This is a genomic window from Pseudomonas lutea, assembly GCF_000759445.1.
GTDB classification, from domain to species: Bacteria; Pseudomonadota; Gammaproteobacteria; order Pseudomonadales; family Pseudomonadaceae; genus Aquipseudomonas; species Aquipseudomonas lutea.
Map to the genome: position 1 here is coordinate 675948 of NZ_JRMB01000002.1, position 18058 is coordinate 694005.

Consider the following 18058-nt stretch of genomic DNA (forward strand, 5'->3'; position numbering starts at 1 on the left):
CTAGCCTGAATCCGTACAGCAATGCTCGAACAATCAGTCGACCAGCCTGGACGAAGGCTGGATTACGGAGACGCCGCATGACTCAGATCGCCAGCATTCGAGACACCCGAACCGAACGTCGCCTGCAGGCTGAGCGCCTGATCGGTGGGAAGGCCCTGCAGGAAGCACAGGCGTTGCGCTTCAGTGTGTTCAGCGGCGAGTTCAACGCCAGGCTCAAGGGTGCCGAACTGGGCCTGGACATGGATGATTACGACGTCCACTGCATGCACATCGGCGTGCGTGACCTGAGCAGCGGCCGCCTGGTCGCCACCACCCGCTTGCTGGACCACAAGGCGGCCAATACGCTGGGCCGCTTCTACAGCGAAGAAGAATTCAGCCTGCATGGCCTCGGCCATTTGCAGGGTCCGATCCTCGAACTCGGCCGGACCTGCGTTGACCCGGCCTACCGCAACGGCGGCACCATCGCCGTGTTGTGGAGCGAGCTGGCGGAAATCCTCAACGAAGGCGGCTACAGCTACCTGATGGGCTGCGCGAGCATCCCGATGCAGGACGGCGGCGTGCAGGCCCACGCGATCATGCAACGCCTGCGCGAACGCTATCTGTGCACTGAACACCTGCGCGCCGAGCCTAAGAATCCGCTGCCGAAGATGGACCTGCCCAACAACGTGATCTGTGAAATGCCGCCCCTGCTCAAGGCCTACATGCGCCTGGGCGCGAAGATCTGCGGCGAACCGTGCTGGGACGAAGACTTTCAGGTTGCCGACGTGTTCATTCTGCTCAAGCGCGACGAGTTGTGCCCGCGCTACGCCCGCCATTTCAAGGCAGCGGTTTAATGAGCAGGTTGCGCAGCCATGCGCGTGTGGCCCGGGTGCTCTGGGTGATCGGCCTGGGTCTGGCCATCGCCGGCACGTTTACGTTGATGGAGCGCTTGCGCATCGGCAACTCAATGGTGCGTCGGCAGCGCTGGACTGCCTGGTTCATGAGGCGCCTGAGTGCGGCGCTGCCGTTCCGGGTGAAGGTGAGCGGCACCCTGCCGCGCGAGCCCATGCTGTGGGTGAGCAATCATGTGTCCTGGACGGACATTCCACTGCTGGGGATGCTGGCACCGCTGTCGTTCCTGTCCAAAGCCGAGGTGCGCACCTGGCCGGTGGCTGGCTGGCTGGCCCTGAAGGCCGGCACCCTGTTCATTCGCAGGGGTTCGGGCGACAGCAAGCTGATTCAGAAGCAAATGGGTCAGCATCTCGTCGCCAGGCATTCGCTGGTGATCTTCCCGGAAGGCACGACCACTGATGGCCGCAGCCTGCGCACCTTTCATGGCCGGTTACTCTCGAGCGCGATTGAAACCGGTGTGGCGCTGCAACCCGTGGCCATCCAGTACCTGCGCGACGGCCGCCCGGACCCCATTGCGCCCTTCATCGGCGACGACGATCTGCTGTCGCACTTGCGGCGGCTGTTCGCCAATGACGTGAGTGAAGTGCATATCCAGCTGCTATCGCCCATCGCGTCTCGCGGCAAGGAACGTGCAGCGCTGGCGTTTGAAGCACAGGACGCAGTGAAGGTCGCGCTGTTTGGTGAAGCGGCTCAGCCTGCCATGCCGCTGCGCTCTGCCGCCAAAGCGGCTTGAGCAAACGCGCGGACTTCAGGATAAAACGCGCTGAAGTCATCGCTTAGCGGTTGATACAACGCTTGCAGCTCTTCGTAGACGCCGGCCAGCCCTTCGGGGCGTGAAAGGCGTCGCGATATCCCCGCGAGGGCCGCGCCCACCACCGAAAAATCACGGTACGAACCGAGCCAGTCCTGGGCAGCCATGCGCGGTGCAACCAACGCCAGCCGCTCCGGCAGTACAGGTTCGTCAGCCAGCACGCGGTAAACCCTGGCCGTGAAGTCATCCAGCGGCTCATCGGAGTACCGATGCCAATCCCGCGCCAGGCAGTGATCGAAAAATACGTCCAGTGCAATGCCGGCATAGCGTCGGCGCGCTTCGGGAAATCTTCCCAGCGCCTGCTTGATCAGCGGATGCGAATCGGTGAACGCATCGATACGCCGGTGCAGCCGGATCCCCTGTTCGATATCGATGGGAAAACGACCGGGCAGCAGCCCCTTGACGAAGTCGCCGTACAAGCTGCCCAGCAATTGCGCTGGCGCCGGGCCGCCGAGGTGCAGGTGTGCGAGGTAATTCATGGGGCCTTGCCTTATTGCCGTCTGACGTGAAACACCGCCGGCCTTGAATTCGTGGAGCGAAGTGGTTCGTGAAGCCTCCGTACATTCGCCATATTCAGCGCGGCTGTAAAGTGACTTTGCGCACACCCGACCGCCCGCGCGGTCACCTTTCGGAGCGATCAACCTCCCATTCATTAGCCCGATATAACCATCTGCGAGCGGCTAAGCACGACTTCATATTTGTATATCGCGATTTATAGATATAAAGTTCGCTCTTTCGCGATACAGCGCTACTGCCCTGAGAACGACATGCCAATCGACATCGACGAAATCATCAAAGCCCTCGCGCACCCGGTGCGGCGTCAAATCCTGGACTGGTTGAAAGATCCCGCGGCGACCTTCCCCGACCAGCATCACACGGTCGACGGCGGCGTCTGTGCCGGGCAGATCGACCAGCGCGCCGGACTGTCGCAATCAACGATTTCAGCGCACCTGGCGACCCTGCAGCGCGCCGGGCTGATCACCAGCCAGAAGCATGGCCAGTGGCATTTCTTCAAACGCAACGACGCCGTCATTCAGGCCTTCTTGCAACAACTGGCCGAGCGGCTCTGAGCCATCGCCACCTACCGATTCAGGAGACGCACGTGCCCCTTTCACTTCTCATTCTGGCCCTGAGCGCCTTTGCCATCGGGACAACCGAGTTCGTCATCATGGGTTTGCTTCCGGACGTCGCTCGCGACCTGGGCGTGAGCATTCCCGGCGCAGGCTGGCTGGTCACCGGCTACGCCCTGGGCGTCGCCATTGGCGCACCCTTCATGGCCATGGCCACTTCAAGACTGCCGCGCAAGGCCGCACTGGTGACGCTGATGGGGATTTTCATCATCGGCAACCTGCTCTGCGCACTGGCGGCGGACTACAACATTCTGATGTTCGCCCGCGTCGTCACGGCGCTGTGTCACGGGGCATTCTTCGGCATCGGCTCGGTGGTGGCGGCGGGTCTGGTGCCGGCCAACCGTCGTGCTTCAGCGGTTGCATTGATGTTCACCGGCCTGACCCTGGCCAACGTGCTGGGCGTGCCACTGGGCACCGCGCTGGGCCAGCAAGCCGGCTGGCGCTCGACGTTCTTCGCGGTAACAGTGATCGGCATCATCGCTTTCATCGGGCTGATCCGCTTTCTGCCGAGCAAGCGGGACGAAGAGAAGCTCGACATGCGCGCCGAACTCGCAGCACTTAAGGGCGTGGGAATCTGGTTGTCGTTGAGCATGACGGCGCTGTTCGCGGCGTCGGTGTTCGCCCTCTTCACCTACGTTGCGCCACTGCTGGGCGAGGTCACCGGGGTCTCGCCTCTGGGCGTGACCTGGACGCTGATGCTGATCGGTCTCGGCCTGACGCTGGGCAACATCATCGGCGGCAAACTCGCTGACCGGCGGCTTGCCGCGACGCTCATCGGCGTGTTCATTGCCATGGCCGTCATTTCCACGGTACTGAGCTGGACCAGCACGGCGCTGATCCCTGCCGAAGTCACCCTGTTCCTCTGGGCCACCGCTGCGTTCGCTGCCGTCCCTGCCCTGCAGATCAACGTCGTGACCTTCGGCAAAGCTGCGCCCAATCTGGTGTCGACCCTGAACATCGGCGCCTTCAACGTGGGCAACGCGCTCGGCGCATGGGTCGGCGGCAGCGTCATTGCCCACGGCTTCGGCCTTACCACTGTCCCGCTGGCCGCCGGTGCGTTGGCCGTGCTGGCGCTGCTGGTGACCCTGATCAATTTTCGTCAGCGCAGCGATGCCGAGTTGGCGCCTGCGACGAGCTGATGCACCCGATATTTGCAACTGCGGATCCACCCATTACCGATTCCACTGAGGACTTTATTCCGATGACCACGATTTTTGACCCCATCAAAATGGGCGACCTGGAATTGCCCAACCGCATCATCATGGCGCCGCTGACCCGCTGCCGCGCCGACGAAGGCCGAGTGCCCAACGCGATGATGGCCGAGTATTACGTCCAGCGCGCCTCGGCAGGCCTGATCATCAGCGAAGCCACGTCGGTGACGCCGATGGGCGTTGGCTACCCGGACACCCCGGGCATCTGGTCCAATGATCAAGTGCGCGGCTGGTCGAACGTCACCAAAGCGGTACACGCCGCCGGTGGCAAAATCGTCCTGCAACTGTGGCACGTCGGCCGTGTTTCTCATCCGAGCTACTTGAACGGCGAAACGCCGGTGGCCCCGAGCGCCATTCAGCCAAAAGGCCATGTGAGCCTGGTGCGCCCGCTGTCTGATTACGTGACACCGCGTGCACTGGAGTTGGCCGAGATCGAGGAAGTCGTCGACGCTTATCGCATCGGTGCCGAGAACGCCAAAGCCGCCGGTTTTGACGGCGTGGAGATCCATGGCGCCAACGGTTATCTGCTCGACCAGTTCCTGCAAAGCAGCACCAATACCCGTACGGACGCCTATGGCGGTTCGTTGGAAAACCGCGCTCGTCTGCTGCTGGAAGTGACCGACGCTGCGATTGAGGTCTGGGGCGCCGGCCGCGTTGGCGTGCACCTGGCACCGCGTGCCGATTCCCACGACATGGGCGACGCCAACCTGGCCGAAACTTTCACTTACGTGGCCAGTGAACTGGGCAAGCGCGGCATCGCGTTCATCTGCGCCCGCGAACGTGAACTCGACGACAGCCTGGGCCCACGCCTGAAAGAAGCGTTCGGCGGCGTGTTCATCGCTAACGAGAAATTCACCAAAGCCAGCGCCAACGAATGGCTCGCCAGCGGCAAGGCCGACGCCGTTGCATTCGGCGTGCCTTTCATTGCCAACCCGGACTTGCCTGCGCGCCTTGCCAAAGACGCACCGCTCAACGAACCTCATCCCGAAACCTTCTACGGCAAGGGCGCCGAAGGGTATCTGGATTATCCGACGCTGTAAGTAGAGAGGACGCGAAGCGTCGAGGGCTGCGTTCCCACGTAGAGCGTGGGAACGATCGATACGATCGATCGTCTGACCGCAAGATTGAAGGTGGCCAGACCGGCCCCTTCCCGGCTAAAGCCGGTCCCACTAATAAGCATCTCTTCCAGCCAGTGGGACGGCGGCCACCGCTGTAGCACTGGCTTCAGCCGGGAAGCTTTGATTGGGATATACACGTCGTCAGCAGGCGATAGACGTGCTACTGCCCCCGGGCATTAATCTGCTGCGACAACGTCTGAATCTGACTCTGCAACGTATTGATCGTCCGCGTCATCTGCCCACGAAACGCGTCGAACTCAGCGAGACTCGCACCGGAACTCGCTGCTGCCGGACGGTTATCCAGCTGGCTTTTCAACACCACCACATCCTGCTCGAGCTGCTCGATCGCCGCACTACCGTTGGCTTTTTTGAGGGTCGCCACGTCCGCGCTCAACGATTTCACCTGAGCATCCAGACGCTCCTGCTCCGCTTGCGCAGACTTGCCATCCGGCACCGCAGCTTTCAGCGCGGCCAACTCGGTCGTCAGGGCCTTCAACTGATCCTGCAGTTGCTGATTGATCGCTTGCTGCTGAACACTCTGGCTGCTGATCTGCTCAAGCCGCTTGTCCAGCCCGCCCTGCAGACCGGCAACACCTTGCTGCTGCTTGCTCTGATCGGCCAACTGATCCTGCAAATCCTTGATCTGCGCCTTGAGCGCTTCACTGCTGCTGGCCATGGATTCGGTCGCCACCACCTTGCCGGAGATATCCTGCAAGCGCCCCGCGGCCTCCTCACTGATCCGCGCGAAACTTTCCTGCGTCGCCACCAGTTGCTGCTCCATCAATGAAACCTGCTGGAAGCTCCACCAGCCCAGGCCGCAGAACGCGATAAACAGCACCGCGATCAGCGCCCACAGCGCACCGGTCCCCGGCGCTTTTACTTTGACCACCGGCGTATCACGCGAATAAACCGTGGTGCGCTCGCGCGCGCCCGGCGGTGGCAGGAAGTCATCGTCGTCATCTTTGGCGCTGAGGCTGGGGACGTTATCGACGTCGTCATACGGATCTTTGCGCATGCGTTTACCTTTGAAAAAACCGCTGAATCTGGATGGCTCGCAGTATAACCACGGATGTTGACGGCTTTTACACCGGCCCGCCGTGCCGGGCTTTCCACCAGCCGCAGAACTCGTCGAGGGCTGTCCACACGCTGACTTCAGGCTGGTAATCCAGATAATGCCTGGCGCGGCTGATATCAAGCGTGAAATCCCGGTTCATCACCTGCACACCTAACCGCGACAGCGTGGGTTCAGGTTGTCCCGGCCAGGCGAAACATGCCGCCTCGTTCATGGCGGCTGCGCTGTAGGCCAGCGCGTAGGACCGATAGCGCGTGACCGGCGGCAGCTGCAGTTGGCGCATGGCGTAATTGACCACGTCCCAGAGCGGCACCGGTGCGCCATTGCTGATGTTATAGGCTTTCCCCAACGCCGAACCCGCCGCCAGCAGGCTGCTGAGCAATGCTTCATTGAGGTTCTGGATGCTGGTGAAATCGACCTTGTTCAGGCCGTTGCCGATGATCGACAGGCGTTTTTTGCGCTGCATCTCCAGCAGCCTCGGGAAGATGCTGGTATCGCCGGCGCCTGTGACGAAGCGCGGACGCAGCGCGATCACCTCCAGGCCAAATTCTTCGGCGCCAAACACTTTCTGCTCGGCCAGGTATTTGGTCGCGGCGTAGTGATTGCCGAAGCGCTTGGGCACCTGTTCCTCACGGATACCGAGGTGCGACTGGCCATCGAAATAGATCGACGGCGACGACAAATGCACGAGCCGCCGAACCCGCTGTTTCAGGCACGCTTCGACGACGTTCTCAGTGACTTGAACATTGCCCTGATGAAAATCCTGACGCCGTCCCCATGTGCCTTCCGCACCGGCGCAATGCACCACGGCCTCGACGTCGTCGCACAGCGCCTGAACCAGCTCTGGGTCGCAAAGATCACCCTGTATGAACTCGGCGCCGAGCCTGACCAGGTGCTCGACACCCTCCGCACGGCGGCCGCTGACCCGGACGCTCAAGCCCTGCTCCAGGGCAAAACGCGCGAAGCGTCCGCCGATGAAGCCGCCTGCGCCGGTGATCAGAATTTTCATTGCGTGCTCCGTTTGATGTCTTTTGCATAAAGTTGCGATTCAAATCGTGCGAATGTGCCCGAAGGCGCATCGCCTACTGACGCTCACTGGCCGTCCAACGGCACCAGCCATTGGCCTGCAGTCTTCGCCAGATGGTCAGTCAGCTCGGTGAGCAGTTGCCCGCCATTGCGCCAATGATGCCAGTACAAGGGCACGTCGATGCAGCGATCGGTCAGCAATTCGACCAATCGGCCACTGGCCAGCTGGGCGCCAACTTGCAATTCAGGCACCAGCCCCCAGCCCATGCCGGCTTCAACCATGCGCGTAAAACCTTCGGAGGACGGGCACAGATGGTGCTCAAAACCGCCGTCGACACCCAGCGACGCCAGATAGCGATGCTGCAGGAAGTCATCCGGGCCGAACACCAGCGCGGGCGACTGCGCCACTGCCTGTGCTGTGACGCCGGCCGCAAAATGCCGCTCGATAAATTCCGGGCTGGCCAGCGCACGGTAGCGCATGGCGCCGAGCGGTAAACTCCGCGCCCCGGCCACTGGCCGCTCACTGCCGCACAGACACGCGGCCACTTCGCCGGCACGCATCCGTTTGAGCCCGACGTCCTGATCCTCAACCACCAGATCGGTGAGCAACCGATGCCGGGCACAAAAGTCGCCGACGGTCAGCGCCCACCAAGTGGCGAGGCTGTCGGCATTCAAAGCGATACGCAACCGCTCCGGCATGCCGCCCTCGTCCAGCGCCGGAACCGCGGCTTGCAAGTCGCGCTCCAGCAGGCGCACCTGCTGGACATGGTTGAGCAGGCGCCGACCGATTTCCGTCGGGCTGGGCGGCGTTGCGCGGATCAGCACCGGCTGACCGACCCGCGCTTCCAGTAGCTTGATGCGCTGCGACACGGCGGATTGCGAAAGACCGAGCACTTGGGCTGCACGCTCAAAGCCGGCTTGCTCGATCACCGCTGCCAACGCTGACAGCAACTTGTAGTCGAACATCAGTTTCTCTAATGGGTAATGAGCTTTATTGGTTTTTCTTATACCTGTTCGGGACTGACAATCACTAGCACTGAATCTCAAGGCGAACGTTAATGAATGGCGAGACATCACTTGGCGCATTGCTGCGCAGCATGGCACCGGAGCTGAACGACGGCGAATACGTGTTCTGCACCGTCCCGGATATCAGCAGGGTGGCCGGGGCTGAGGTGCTGGGCAGCATCCGCGAACGCGAAGGGCTGACCGTGATTCTGGAGCGCAGTCAGGCGCAGGCCTCAGGCCTGGACGCCGAATACATCATGGCCTGGATCACCTTGACGGTTCATTCCTCGTTAGCGGCCGTGGGGCTGACCGCCGCGTTCGCCCGCGCCCTGGGTGAAGCAGGTATCAGCTGCAATGTGGTGGCTGGCTTCTATCACGATCACCTTTTTGTCGGAAAAGACGATGCGCTGAAAGCCATGGCTACCTTGAAAGCCCTGGCCGCCGGCGCATGACCACCATCGCTGAACGAGCCTCTTACCTGAGCACCGACCGGAGTCCCTTATCATGTGGCAGAGCTACCTCAACGGCCTGTTGATTTCCCTGGGCCTGATCATGGCCATCGGAACACAAAACGCTTATGTGCTCGCGCAGAGCCTGCGTCGGGAACACCATTTATCCGTAGCCCTGCTGTGCATCGTCTGCGATGTGGTGCTGGTCGCGGCGGGCGTGTTCGGGCTGGCCAATGTGCTTGCCCATAGCCCTACCCTGCTGGCTATCGCGCGCTGGGGCGGAGTGATCTTTCTGCTGTGGTACGGCGCCATGGCGCTGCGCCGTGCAGTATCGCCGCAGAGCCTTGCGCAAGGGGACGCCGACGGCCAGCGCTCACGTCGCGCCGTCTTGCTGACTGCGCTGGCGGTGACCCTGCTGAACCCGCACGTCTACCTCGATACCGTATTGCTGGTCGGCTCGCTCGGCGCGCAGCAAACGGTGCCCGGCGCCTATGTCGCCGGTGCGGCCAGCGCTTCGGTATTGTGGTTCTCGACTCTGGCCATCGGAGCCGCCTGGCTGGCACCCTGGCTCGCGCGTCCGACGACATGGCGCCTGCTGGACCTGATGGTGGCGGTGATGATGTTCGGCGTGGCAGTGCAGTTGATCAGAACAGCGTGAAAACTCATGCGTGCCGCCTCTGTACGGGGCGCGCTACCTGCTCTGTAGCATCTCCTCACGCGTTCGCCAGCAAGCCGGCTCCTACAGATGGTCGTCATTCTGGAGATTTCGGCATCTACTCCAATCTGTAGGAGCCGGCTTGCTGGCGAATGGGGTGTCACAGCCGATGTAAACGTCGCTGACACACCCCAATCGCGGGCAAGCGCGCGCCTACATTTTGCGTCGGCGCCAACACTCCCGTCAGCTGGGCATACTCCAATCTGCAGGAGCCGGCTTGCTGGCGAACGCGTTCTGACAGCCGCCGTAAATTTAGCTGACACACCCAAATCGCGGGCAAGCGCGCCTACATTTTGCGTCAGCCTCAACGCTCCCGTCCGCTGGGCATACTCCAATCTGTAGGAGCCGGCTTGCTGGCGAATGGTGTGTCACAGCCGATGTAAACGTTGCTGGACACACCCCAATCGCGGGCAAGCGCGCCTACATTTTGCGTCAATCTGGATATCTGGGCAGATCAGCTATGGATATCTTGGCCTGTCCGCGCAATGCTCTGGAACCTCTATCCCCTACAGTTGTTGCGTGGTTAAGGTTCGGGGCCGGTGCTATGATCCAGCCCCTGCGCCGCAAAGAGTACAAACTCGCCGGCGTGAGTTCTGTCTGGCCGCCCGTGATCGGCCTTGCGCAAACCGCAACTGACCTGATTAGGAGAATTACCATGGCTTTCGAATTGCCTCCGCTGCCGTATCCGCATGATGCCCTGGCACCGCACATCTCCAAGGAAACTCTGGAATACCACCACGACAAGCACCACAACACCTATGTCGTGAACCTGAACAACCTGGTGCCTGGCACCGAGTTCGAAGGCAAGACGCTGGAAGAGATCGTCAAAACTTCCTCGGGCGGTATCTTCAACAACGCCGCTCAGGTCTGGAACCACACCTTCTACTGGAACTGCCTGGCGCCAAACGCCGGCGGCCAACCGACCGGCGCTCTGGCTGACGCCATCAACGCTGCGTTCGGTTCCTTCGACAAGTTCAAGGAAGAGTTCAGCAAGACTTCCATCGGCACCTTCGGCTCCGGCTGGGGCTGGCTGGTCAAGAAAGCTGATGGCTCCCTGGCGCTGGCCAGCACCATCGGCGCAGGCAACCCGATCACCAGCGGCGACACTCCGCTGCTGACCTGCGATGTCTGGGAGCACGCTTACTACATTGACTACCGTAACCTGCGTCCCAAGTACGTCGAGGCGTTCTGGAACCTGGTCAACTGGAAGTTCGTCGCCGAGCAATTCGAAGGCAAAAGCTTCACTGCCTGATGAATGCTTGAATGCTCGAATAAAAAAGCCCGGCGCGTCCGGGTTTTTTTTCGCCTTCTGTTTGTCGTTTATGTATTGTCTGGAAGCGATAGCGGACTAATATCAGTTGCGAGCTGATTGGACCTTCCGGGCTCAAGTTTTACCCGCACGCGACCGACACAGTACGGATAGCCTTAATGGCCGACCTGTCACCGCTTTCCCGATTGATGGGGTTTTGTGCAACCCGCGCGCTCAACCCGAATGTCTGCATTGCCATTGATTGCACGCAGTCAGCCCGCTGTCAGCATGGATAAAGGATGGCCATTTGAAGCTGGAACTCAAACACAGCTTGTCGGTGAAGCTGCTTCGCGTTGTGCTGCTTTCGGCGCTGATCGTGGGGGTCGTGCTCAGTTGCGCGCAGATCGTCTACGACGCCTACAAAACGCGCCAGGCCGTTGCCACGGACGCGGCACGTATTCTGGACATGTTCCGCGACCCCTCGACCCAGGCCGTCTATAGCCTGGACCGCGAGATGGGCATGCAGGTGATTGAAGGCCTGTTTCAGGACAAGGCCGTGCGCATGGCGTCCATCGGTCATCCGAACGAGACCTTGCTCGCTGAAAAATCCCGCGACCTTGAAGTTACCCCTACCCGCTGGCTGACCGATCTGATCCTGGGCCAGGAACGCAGTTTCACCACGCAGCTGGTCGGTCGCAGCCCCTACAGCGAGTATTACGGTGACCTGCGCATCACCCTGGATACGGCCACTTATGGTGAAGGCTTTCTCACCAACTCCATGATCATTTTCATCTCCGGCGTCTTGCGCGCGCTGACGCTGGGGCTGGTGCTGTATCTGGTTTATCACTGGCTGCTGACCAAACCGCTGTCCAACATTATCGAGCACCTGACGCGCATCAACCCCGACCGTCCGAGCGAGCATCAACTGCCCTTGCTCAAGGGCCATGAGAAGAACGAGCTGGGGGTCTGGGTCAACACCGCCAACCAGCTATTGGCGTCTATCCAGCGCAATACCACCCTGCGACACGAGGCTGAATCAAGCTTGTTGCGGATGGCTCAATACGACTTCCTCACCGGCCTGCCCAACCGGCTGCAATTGCAAAAGCAACTGGACAAGATCCTCGTCGACGCGGGCAAAGTGCAGCATCGGGTCGCGGTGCTGTGTGTCGGGCTGGACGACTTCAAAGGCATCAACGAGCAGTTCAGTTATCAGGCCGGCGATCAGCTCCTGCTGGCGCTGGCCGATCGGCTGCGCAGTCACAGCGGACGTTTGGGGGCACTGGCACGTCTGGGTGGTGACCAGTTCGCGCTGGTCCAGGCCGACATCGAGCAGCCGTACGAAGCAGCGGAGTTGGCGCAAAACATTCTTGACGATCTCGAAGCGCCTTTCGCCCTCGACCAACAAGAGATTCGTCTGCGCGCCACCATCGGCATTACGCTGTTCCCGGAAGACGGTGACAGCACCGAGAAGCTGCTGCAGAAAGCCGAACAGACCATGACCCTGGCCAAGACCCGCTCGCGCAATCGCTACCAGTTCTACATCGCCAGCGTTGACAGCGAAATGCGGCGCCGGCGTGAACTGGAAAAAGACCTGCGTGAAGCATTGGCCCGCGACCAGTTTCATCTGGTCTATCAGCCGCAGATCAGCTATCGCGATCACCGGGTGGTGGGCGTGGAGGCGTTGATTCGCTGGATTCATCCGGAACACGGCTTCGTGCCACCCGACCAGTTCATTCCGCTGGCAGAGCAGAACGGCAGCATCATCGCCATCGGCGAGTGGGTGCTGGACCAGGCATGCAAGCAACTGCGGGAATGGCACGATCAGGGTTTCAGCGACCTGCGCATGGCGGTCAATCTGTCTACCGTGCAACTGCACCATGCCGAGCTGCCGCGGGTGGTGAATAACCTTCTGCAGATCTACCGCCTGCCCTCTCGCAGCCTTGAGCTTGAAGTCACCGAAACCGGCCTGATGGAAGACATCACGACCGCCGCCCAGCACCTGCTGAGCTTGCGTCGCTCCGGGGCGCTGATCGCCATCGATGACTTCGGTACCGGTTACTCATCCTTGAGCTACCTCAAAAGCCTGCCGCTGGACAAAATCAAGATCGACAAAAGCTTCGTACAGGATTTGCTCGACGACGATGACGACGCGACGATTGTGCGCGCCATCATCCAGCTCGGCAAAAGCCTTGGCATGCAGGTCATCGCCGAAGGTGTGGAAACGGCCGAGCAAGAGGCTTACATCATTTCCGAGGGCTGCCACGAAGGTCAGGGTTACTTCTATAGCAAGCCCCTGCCGGCGCGGGAGCTACTGGTTTACCTCAAGCAGGCCGAACGCACGCACAGCGAAGCGTTGTAACGAGTTTTTGCCATTCAGTGCCAGGACCGCGCCATTGCAGGTCCTGCCCGCCCCGCGGCATTCCCTCACATTCCTGAAACAGCTTGAAATATCTCCCCTGCCTTCTCCGGGCAAACGGCCTTTACACAGAATGCAAATCCTTCGCATTATGGCGCAGCTTTTTTTTGGCGTTCGCCACCGCTCACACCCTTCTAGACGCAGGATTCCTTCATGATTCGTATGCCCTTGGCAACCGCAAGTCTGCTGGCTGTCGCTATCGCTTTGGCCGGTTGTGATCAAGGCAAGGACAAGCCAGCCGCCACAGCCCCTGCACCGGCTCCCGCCGCCACCGCACCGGCAGCATCTGCATCCGCTGCAGCGCCAGCCCAGACCAACGAAGCCGCGACCAAAGCGGTGGTCGCCAATTACGCCAATGTCGTGTTCGCCGTCTTCAGCGACGCCCAGTCCACTGCCAAAAACCTCAGCTCGGCAGTCGATGCATTTCTCGCCACCCCCAACGACCAAACCCTGAAGGCAGCGCGCGCGGCCTGGGTGGCGGCGCGCGTGCCTTACATGCAGAGCGAAGTGTTTCGTTTCGGCAATACCATCATCGATGACTGGGAAGGCCAGGTTAACGCCTGGCCCCTGGACGAAGGCCTGATCGACTACGTCGCCAAGGATTATCAGCATGCGTTGGGTAACCCGGGGGCAACTGCCAACATCATCGCCAATACGTCGGTGCAGGTAGGTGAAGACAAAGTCGACGTCACTGAAATCACTCCGGAAAAACTCGCCAGCCTGAATGAGCTCGGCGGTGCGGAAGCGAACGTGGCCACCGGTTATCACGCCATTGAGTTCCTTCTGTGGGGCCAGGATGTGCACGGTACCGGTCCGGGCGCCGGTGAACGGCCCGCCAGCGACTACGTTGAAGGCCCGGGTGGCACCGGTGGCCACAACGACCGCCGCCGCGCGTATTTGAAGGCCGCCACCGACCTGCTGGTCAGCGACCTGGATGAAATGGTCAACAACTGGAAGCCGGGCGTGGCCGATAACTACCGCGCCACGCTGGAAGCAGAGCCCGCCGAAAGCGGCCTGCGCAAGATGCTGTTCGGCATGGGCAGCCTGTCACTCGGCGAGCTGGCCGGTGAGCGCATGAAGGTGGCACTGGAGGCCAACTCCAGCGAGGACGAACACGATTGCTTCAGCGATAACACCCACAACTCGCACTTCTACAACGGGCTGGGTATCCGCAACGTTTATCTGGGCGAATACACACGCGTCGACGGCAGCAAAGTGACCGGTCCAAGCCTGTCCTCGCTGGTGGCCAAGGCAGACGCTGCAACCGACCAGACCGTACGCGCCGACCTCGATGCAACCCAGGCCAAACTGCAGGTCATCGTTGACCACGCCAACAAGGGCGAACACTTCGATCAACTCATCGCGGCCGGTAACACGGCGGGCAACCAGGTGGTGCGTGACGCCATTGCAGCGCTGGTCAAGCAAACCGGTGCCATCGAGCAAGCCGCCGGCAAGCTCGGGATCACCGACTTGAACCCGGACAACGCCGACCACGCGTTCTGATTCGCTGGCGACCGTCGGGGCGCATGTCTCCGGCGGCGCTCCGGCCGTTTTCCACCCTTATGCCGACCCGTCCACGGGTCGGCATTTTTTCGTCAATCGAAGGCTGAATTCTTCGCTCTACCAACCGCGTCCGAGGACCGGTCTGTAAGATTTGTAGGGCATTTCCTGTTCGCTCCGTGTCGGATTGAACACGCCTGACCTGCCGCCGATCATGCGCACTTCCTTGACCCCACCCTATCCAGGAGGAGACAGAAAGTGCCCAAGAGAAACAACAACAGGCGCCGCGTCAGTAAGCTCAAAGCCAACGATTACGGTATTCATCTGCTGGTTGGCGTCAAGGGCCCCCGTGCCTGGAAGGTGACGATCTACCGCGACGGCAAAACCTTCAACAGGCTGTTTTCGTTCTCCCGCTACGGTGGCCGCGATCCGGCGCGACAAGCCGCGGACGCGTGCCGCGATCAGTTGCTGCTGGCACATCTGCCCAAGCTCAGCCGCGATATTCGCCAACGCATCATCGCCACCAACACCAGCGGCTATCCCGGTGTTCATTACCGTTGCTACACCGGCATCGCCTACTGGGTTGCGCGAACCACGTTGCGCAACGGCAGCAGCGTCACCAAATCGTTCAGGGTGGAGCACTACGGCTACGACCGGGCCAAGGAACTGGCCATACGCGAACGCGAGCGCCAGCTCGACGGCATCGGCGATTACCGCTCGTTCAAGGTTGTACAGGGCGAGCGGCGCTTGATGCAGCTGCTCGTGGAAAACCCGGCGCTGGAGATCGCAGGCGCCTAGTTCGACACGTCAGGGGCACGTCAGGGCTGGCGGATGAATTGGTAACAACACGTTACGAGAGGGCCTACAAATGCTAATCCCTCTTATTCATAAAACTCGGGACTGTTAAGCTTGCTCGCCCCGATTTCCAGCCCTTTGCAGGATCTGTATGACTGCGCGGTTCCGTCCATCGTTACTCCTGCCGATGGCACTCGCCATGAGCGGGTGCGATGACGCCCCGCGTTTCACCGCCGCCGAGCCGGGCGAATCCCGCTCGGGCGGCGCCGCCACGGTCATCAAGAGCGATCGCAACGCGTTCTCTCTGCCCTCGGCCAACCTGTCGCCAGCACGCCGGCTGGACTTCAGCGTCGGCAACAGCTTTTTCCGTAATCCCTGGGTGATTGCCCCGTCCACCACCACTGCCCGGGACGGCCTGGGGCCGCTTTTCAACACCAATGCCTGCCAGAATTGCCACATCAAGGACGGCCGCGGCCACCCGCCTGAAGCTGGGGCCGACAATGCCGTGTCGATGCTGGTGCGTCTGTCCATCCCCGACGAGCCGGCGTTTGCAGAACACATCAAACGACTGGGCCTGACACCGGAGCCCGTGTATGGCAAGCAGCTCCAGGACATGGCGATTCCCGGGGTGACGCCCGAGGGCAAAGTGCGGGTCGATTACGACTCGATGACCGTACACTTTCGCGATGGCACCCCGGTGCATTTGCGTCGCCCTACCCTGCAAATCACCCAGACCGGATACGGCGCCATGCACCCCCAGACCCGCGCTTCGGCGCGCATCGCCCCGCCGATGATCGGCCTGGGGCTTCTGGAAGCGATCCCTCAAGCGGCGATTCTGGCCAACGCCAACCCCAACGATGAACAGGGCACCGGGATCACCGGCAAACCCAATTGGGTCTGGGACGACGCTCAACAGAAAACTGTCCTTGGGCGCTTTGGCTGGAAAGCCTCACAGCCTGGCATAAAGCAACAAAATGCCCACGCGCTGGCCGGGGACATGGGCCTCACCTCCAGCCTGATGCCCGTCGACGACTGTACGCCGTCGCAGAGTGCATGCCTCGCCGCGCCCAATGGCAACGGCCCCAACGGGGAGCCGGAGGTCAGCGACAACATTCTGAGACTGATCACCTTCTACACCCGCAATCTCGGTGTTCCGGCGCGCCGTGATGTCGGCGACCCGCAGGTGTTGTCGGGCAAGAACCTGTTCTTCAAGGCGGGTTGCCAGCAATGCCATACACCGCAATTCACCACCTCCGCCGATGCCGCGGAGCCTGAGCTGGCGAACCAGGTTATCCGTCCCTATACCGACCTGCTGCTGCACGACATGGGCGAAGGACTGGCCGACAACCTGAGCGAGTTTCAGGCCAGCGGTCAACAGTGGCGTACCCCGCCCTTATGGGGGATCGGCCTGACGCAAACCGTCAGCGGGCACACGCAGTTCCTCCACGACGGCCGCGCCCGCAACCTGATGGAAGCCGTGTTGTGGCATGGCGGCGAAGCGCTGCCGGCGCAGCGTCAGGTGCTCGCGTTCGACGCAGATCAACGTGCGGCGCTGCTGGCGTTTTTGAATTCTCTCTAACATTTTTTGAAGATAAGGAGTCGGGCATGTTCCGCCCCAAGCTGTTGCTCACCAGTCTCGCCGCCCTGGCGTTGGGCGCGTGTGCGCCCTCGGACCCGCAAGCGGTAACCTCGGCCGCCATCGCCAGTCAGGTCATCCTGCCGACCTACAGCCGCTGGGTTGATGCCGACCGCCAGTTGGCGGTCAGCGCGCTGGCCTACTGCCAGGGCAACGCCGGGCTGGACACCGCACGCGCCGACTTCCTCCACGCGCAGAAAGCCTGGGCTGAGCTGCAGCCGTTGCTGATCGGTCCGCTGGCTGAAGGCAATCGCGCCTGGCAGATTCAGTTCTGGCCCGACAAGAAGAACCTCGTTGGTCGTCAGGTCGAGCAACTGCTGACCGCACAGCCGCAGATCAGCGCCGACGCCCTGGCCAAATCCAGTGTGGTGGTGCAAGGCCTGTCAGCGTACGAGTACATCCTGTTCGACGCCGGCATCGACATGGCCAGCGCTGAACAGAAGGCGCGCTACTGCCCGTTGCTGGTGGCCATCGGCGAGCATCAGAAGGCGCTGGCCGAAAACATCCTGAGCAGCTGGAACAGCAACGACGGCATGCTGGCCCAGTTAAGCAAATTCCCCAATCAGCGCTACGCCGATTCCCATGAAGCCATTGCCGAGTTGCTGCGGGTGCAAGTGACGGCGCTCGACTCCCTGAAGAAAAAACTTGGCACGCCGCTGGGCCGTAATACCAAGGGCGTGCCGCAGCCGTTTCAGGCCGAAGCCTGGCGCAGCAAGTCCTCCCTTGGCAGCCTGCAGGCAAGCCTGGCGAGTGCGCAGACGGTCTGGGCCGGTGTCGACAACAAAGGGCTACGCGGTCTGCTGCCCAAGGGACAAAAACCATTGGCCGACAAAATCGACGCCGCCTACGCCGAAAGCAATCGGCAGCTGGCCGCGCTGAAACCGCCACTGGGCGACCTGCTGGCGACGGAAGAAGGCCGCCAGCAGCTCAATGCTTTCTACGACAGCCTCAACGTGGTCCACCGCCTACACGAAGGCGAACTGGCCAAGGCGTTGGGCATCCAACTGGGTTTCAACGCCAACGATGGTGACTGA

The 18058-nt window shown here is 61.4% G+C and carries 17 protein-coding genes; 13 read left to right on the forward strand and 4 right to left on the reverse strand.

All coding sequences use genetic code 11. From position 1 onward, the window contains the following. Positions 1–77 precede the first annotated feature (77 nt). Together olsB and LT42_RS15175 are read left to right on the forward strand one after the other, a co-directional pair. Positions 78–833 (forward strand): L-ornithine N(alpha)-acyltransferase, encoded by a 756-nt coding sequence (gene olsB / locus LT42_RS15170; protein ID WP_037014563.1) that lies wholly within the window; start codon positions 78–80, stop codon positions 831–833. Then, entirely contained in the window at positions 833–1624 is a 792-nt protein-coding gene (locus LT42_RS15175) for a lysophospholipid acyltransferase family protein (protein WP_037014566.1), read from the forward strand. The genes olsB and LT42_RS15175 overlap by 1 nt, the downstream gene beginning before the upstream one ends. Here the strand turns inward: LT42_RS15175 and LT42_RS15180 are convergent. Next, positions 1582–2181, reverse strand: coding sequence for an acyl carrier protein phosphodiesterase (locus LT42_RS15180; RefSeq protein ID WP_037014569.1), 600 nt, complete (start codon positions 2179–2181; stop codon positions 1582–1584). The genes LT42_RS15175 and LT42_RS15180 overlap by 43 nt on opposite strands. A 288-nt stretch (positions 2182–2469) precedes the next feature. On the opposite strand from LT42_RS15180, the gene LT42_RS15185 reads away from it, so the two are divergent. The 3 genes from LT42_RS15185 (at position 2470) to LT42_RS15195 (ending at position 5083) form a co-directional block, all read left to right on the forward strand. Beyond that, entirely contained in the window at positions 2470–2772 is a 303-nt protein-coding gene (locus LT42_RS15185; protein ID WP_037014573.1) for an ArsR/SmtB family transcription factor, read from the forward strand. Between the two features lie 32 nt (positions 2773–2804). After that, positions 2805–3971, forward strand: a complete 1167-nt coding sequence (locus LT42_RS15190) for an MFS transporter (RefSeq protein ID WP_037014574.1) — start codon at positions 2805–2807, stop codon at positions 3969–3971. A 62-nt stretch (positions 3972–4033) separates the two neighbouring features. Beyond that, on the forward strand, positions 4034–5083 hold the full coding sequence (locus LT42_RS15195; protein WP_037014576.1) for an alkene reductase: 1050 nt from the start codon (positions 4034–4036) through the stop codon (positions 5081–5083). Between the two features lie 238 nt (positions 5084–5321). Here LT42_RS15195 and LT42_RS15200 read toward each other — a convergent pair whose 3' ends face one another. The 3 genes from LT42_RS15200 to LT42_RS15210 all read right to left on the reverse strand — a co-directional run bounded on the left by LT42_RS15200 (position 5322) and on the right by LT42_RS15210 (position 8225). Next, a complete protein-coding gene (locus tag LT42_RS15200; RefSeq protein WP_037014579.1) occupies positions 5322–6176 on the reverse strand; it encodes a hypothetical protein in 855 nt (284 codons plus the stop codon). 67 nt (positions 6177–6243) lie between these two features. After that, on the reverse strand, positions 6244–7242 hold the full coding sequence (locus LT42_RS15205) for an NAD-dependent epimerase/dehydratase family protein (RefSeq protein WP_037014582.1): 999 nt from the start codon (positions 7240–7242) through the stop codon (positions 6244–6246). Positions 7243–7325: 83 nt separating this feature from the next. Beyond that, positions 7326–8225 carry a LysR family transcriptional regulator ArgP gene (locus tag LT42_RS15210; protein WP_037014585.1) on the reverse strand — a complete coding sequence of 300 codons (900 nt, stop codon included), beginning with the start codon at positions 8223–8225 and terminating at the stop codon, positions 7326–7328. A gap of 92 nt (positions 8226–8317) precedes the next feature. On the opposite strand from LT42_RS15210, the gene LT42_RS15215 reads away from it, so the two are divergent. The 8 genes from LT42_RS15215 (at position 8318) to LT42_RS15250 (ending at position 18058) form a co-directional block, all read left to right on the forward strand. Next, positions 8318–8716: an ACT domain-containing protein gene (locus LT42_RS15215; protein WP_037014589.1), complete on the forward strand. Its 399-nt coding sequence runs from the start codon at positions 8318–8320 to the stop codon at positions 8714–8716. A 52-nt stretch (positions 8717–8768) separates the two neighbouring features. Continuing rightward, a complete protein-coding gene (locus LT42_RS15220) occupies positions 8769–9371 on the forward strand; it encodes a LysE/ArgO family amino acid transporter (protein WP_037014592.1) in 603 nt (200 codons plus the stop codon). Between the two features lie 712 nt (positions 9372–10083). After that, entirely contained in the window at positions 10084–10680 is a 597-nt protein-coding gene (locus LT42_RS15225; protein ID WP_037014595.1) for a superoxide dismutase, read from the forward strand. A gap of 304 nt (positions 10681–10984) precedes the next feature. Further along, on the forward strand, positions 10985–13036 hold the full coding sequence (locus LT42_RS15230; protein ID WP_037014598.1) for a putative bifunctional diguanylate cyclase/phosphodiesterase: 2052 nt from the start codon (positions 10985–10987) through the stop codon (positions 13034–13036). Between the two features lie 210 nt (positions 13037–13246). Further along, entirely contained in the window at positions 13247–14596 is a 1350-nt protein-coding gene (locus tag LT42_RS15235; protein WP_037014601.1) for an imelysin family protein, read from the forward strand. A 255-nt stretch (positions 14597–14851) separates the two neighbouring features. Continuing rightward, entirely contained in the window at positions 14852–15391 is a 540-nt protein-coding gene (locus LT42_RS24900) for an AP2 domain-containing protein (protein ID WP_052075294.1), read from the forward strand. A gap of 148 nt (positions 15392–15539) precedes the next feature. Beyond that, positions 15540–16967 (forward strand): di-heme oxidoreductase family protein, encoded by a 1428-nt coding sequence (locus LT42_RS15245; protein ID WP_037014603.1) that lies wholly within the window; start codon positions 15540–15542, stop codon positions 16965–16967. 26 nt (positions 16968–16993) lie between these two features. After that, positions 16994–18058, forward strand: coding sequence for an imelysin family protein (locus LT42_RS15250; protein ID WP_037014605.1), 1065 nt, complete (start codon positions 16994–16996; stop codon positions 18056–18058).

Excerpts from the sequence above, each read along its gene's own strand:
- LT42_RS15250 (WP_037014605.1), top strand. The coding sequence starts at position 16,994 with ATGTTCCGCCCCAAGCTGTTGCTCACCAGTCTCGCCGCCCTGGCGTTG.
- LT42_RS15215 (WP_037014589.1), top strand. The coding sequence starts at position 8,318 with ATGAATGGCGAGACATCACTTGGCGCATTGCTGCGCAGCATGGCACCG.
- LT42_RS15185 (WP_037014573.1), top strand. The coding sequence starts at position 2,470 with ATGCCAATCGACATCGACGAAATCATCAAAGCCCTCGCGCACCCGGTG.
- olsB (WP_037014563.1), top strand. The coding sequence starts at position 78 with ATGACTCAGATCGCCAGCATTCGAGACACCCGAACCGAACGTCGCCTG.
- LT42_RS15200 (WP_037014579.1), bottom strand. The coding sequence starts at position 6,176 with ATGCGCAAAGATCCGTATGACGACGTCGATAACGTCCCCAGCCTCAGC.
- LT42_RS15225 (WP_037014595.1), top strand. The coding sequence starts at position 10,084 with ATGGCTTTCGAATTGCCTCCGCTGCCGTATCCGCATGATGCCCTGGCA.
- LT42_RS15245 (WP_037014603.1), top strand. The coding sequence starts at position 15,540 with ATGACTGCGCGGTTCCGTCCATCGTTACTCCTGCCGATGGCACTCGCC.
- LT42_RS15210 (WP_037014585.1), bottom strand. The coding sequence starts at position 8,225 with ATGTTCGACTACAAGTTGCTGTCAGCGTTGGCAGCGGTGATCGAGCAA.
- LT42_RS15205 (WP_037014582.1), bottom strand. The coding sequence starts at position 7,242 with ATGAAAATTCTGATCACCGGCGCAGGCGGCTTCATCGGCGGACGCTTC.
- LT42_RS15235 (WP_037014601.1), top strand. The coding sequence starts at position 13,247 with ATGATTCGTATGCCCTTGGCAACCGCAAGTCTGCTGGCTGTCGCTATC.
- LT42_RS15180 (WP_037014569.1), bottom strand. The coding sequence starts at position 2,181 with ATGAATTACCTCGCACACCTGCACCTCGGCGGCCCGGCGCCAGCGCAA.
- LT42_RS15195 (WP_037014576.1), top strand. The coding sequence starts at position 4,034 with ATGACCACGATTTTTGACCCCATCAAAATGGGCGACCTGGAATTGCCC.
- LT42_RS15175 (WP_037014566.1), top strand. The coding sequence starts at position 833 with ATGAGCAGGTTGCGCAGCCATGCGCGTGTGGCCCGGGTGCTCTGGGTG.
- LT42_RS15220 (WP_037014592.1), top strand. The coding sequence starts at position 8,769 with ATGTGGCAGAGCTACCTCAACGGCCTGTTGATTTCCCTGGGCCTGATC.